At 63.0% G+C, this 1958-nt stretch carries 3 pseudogenes; all 3 read right to left on the bottom strand.

The window, feature by feature from the left end:
- Window positions 1-243 precede the first annotated feature (243 nt).
- Window positions 244-387 (bottom strand): annotated as a pseudogene (locus tag HV796_RS41925) (IS6 family transposase); the annotation flags it as partial.
- A 59-nt stretch (window positions 388-446) separates the two neighbouring features.
- A pseudogene (locus HV796_RS41920) lies at window positions 447-607 on the bottom strand (IS630-like element ISCARN39 family transposase); the annotation flags it as partial.
- Window positions 608-749: 142 nt separating this feature from the next.
- Window positions 750-1958, bottom strand: a pseudogene (locus HV796_RS41915) (hypothetical protein); the annotation flags it as partial.

The following is a 1958-nucleotide window of genomic DNA, read 5'->3' as shown; positions in this document are numbered from 1 at the left end:
CCCGCTGCGTCCGTTTTGCAGTAAGGCCGTATATACAGCCGCAGCCGATCCTGGACGTCAAAGCATGCGAAATTGCTTCGCAAACGGGAGGCGTTCATATACATGCACATGCTCCGCAAGGAGCAGATGAAAGACGACGGCGTCGACCGAACGGTTGCCGCGCAGTTCTACTCGCTGAGTATGTAACGCACTCCTGACTATAGTGGAGATTGCTCGTCCTTACCACCTTATCGTGACACAACCTTCGAAGTTGCGCAGGCTCAGCGAGTACGCCACATACCAGCGCGCACACAGCAGAATCACCTCCAATGGATAGTGCAGTCGCTTCAGTACCTTGCCAATGCCTGCGGGCGGTGCCTTGCCTAGCGTCTTCGTCTTTGCCATCATCTTCGTCATGCGTTACGATCCGGCAGATTCTACTTCACCGCGCTAATGCGACGGAGCCGGGCATCGATGCCGCCTTCATCGAGCAGCCGCTTCCATGTGTACATCGTCTGCCGAGCCACACCCACAGCCAACGCCACCTCGGCGCGGACCTTGCCCGCCAGCAGCAATCGGCCCGCCTCAATCGCTTCCTTGCTGCTTCGCTTAACCGCCTTTGCGCCATGCCAATGTGTCTCCAGGATCGTTCTGGGCGTATAACGCTTCAGTCGCTCAACGGTTGTCATGATTTGAGGAAATATCAATAGGTAGGGCTATTAATGAACTGTGGTTATGCAGTCTTGCTTCTACCGCATATGCTCGCCTGCTCACTTCCGACCTGCCGGCGCACGCCGGGCCACGTCGGCCCAGCTGCTCGTGTTTGCACTGCCACTACCGGAGCCGGCCGGGTCCCCCGCACTGGGGATGCCTGGCATAGGCTGCACCCACTGTGCTTGGGTGTCAGGCGATGGCATCTGAAGCGCGTGCTCGCCGGTAACGGTGGTCGCGCCATCCGGCACCGGACCAAATGCGCGACCCGCGCCGAAGCCATCCGCGCCCGCCGACGCGATGGCTGCGACAAGGCACCCTTTGTTCGGGCGCCCCTGGGTGTCATGCGGATGAACGGGGTTCCACCCTTGCTTTCGCATGTTCGCCTCGATAGCAGCCAGCAATGAGCCCTGGCCGTGCTGGCCCACCACGAACAGGGTTGTCCGGTCGATCACTGCCTGTCTGAGCAGGCGGTCAAAGATGGCTCGGGCGACTGCCGGGTGAACCCCCGCGGGCCGCCTGGAAGGAGGGGGCGATATCAGGATCGCGTTTTCATGCAGGTCCAGCATGTTTTTCCCGGAGCTGAAGCCGAGAGACGGCCGGAATGGTCCTGCCGTGATGCCATCGTCGAGAAGACAGTCGACCTCCCCGGACCTGTTGGCCTTCTCGCACGCGGAGATGGTGGCGTTGTACGTGATGATATCGGGGAAGACGCCGCGCGCGGGACCGTGCTGCTGCAGGTGCGCGAACAGCCGGAGAGCGTCGTCAGCGCGTGCGGCCTTCTCGCACGCGGAGATGGCAGCGTTGTACGTGATGGTGTCGGGGAAGACGCCGCGGACGAGACCGTGCTGCTGCAGGTGCGCGAACAGCCTGAGCGCGTCGTCGGCGCGCGCGGCCTTCTCGCACGCGGAGATGGCGGCGTTGTACGTGATGATATCGGGGAAGACGCCGCGCGCGGGCCCGTGCTGCTGCAGGTGCGCGAACAGCAGGAGGGCATCGTCAGCGCGCGCAGCCTTCTCACACGCGGAGATGGCGGCTGAGTACGTGATGGTGTTGGGGAAGACGCGGCGCGTGGGACCATGCTGATGCAGGTGCGCGAACAGGCTGAGCGCGTCGTCAGCGCGCGCGGCCTTCTCGCACGCGGAAATGGCGGCTGAGTACGTGATGGTGTCGGGGAAGACGCCGTGCGCGGGACCGTGCTGTTGCAGATGCGCGAAAAGTCTGAGGGCATCGTCAGCGCGCGCGGCCTTCCCGCACGCGGAGATGGC

The organism is Paraburkholderia humisilvae (assembly GCF_902859855.1).
Lineage (GTDB): Bacteria > Pseudomonadota > Gammaproteobacteria > Burkholderiales > Burkholderiaceae > Paraburkholderia > Paraburkholderia humisilvae.
This window is presented reverse-complemented; position numbering and strand designations above follow the sequence as displayed.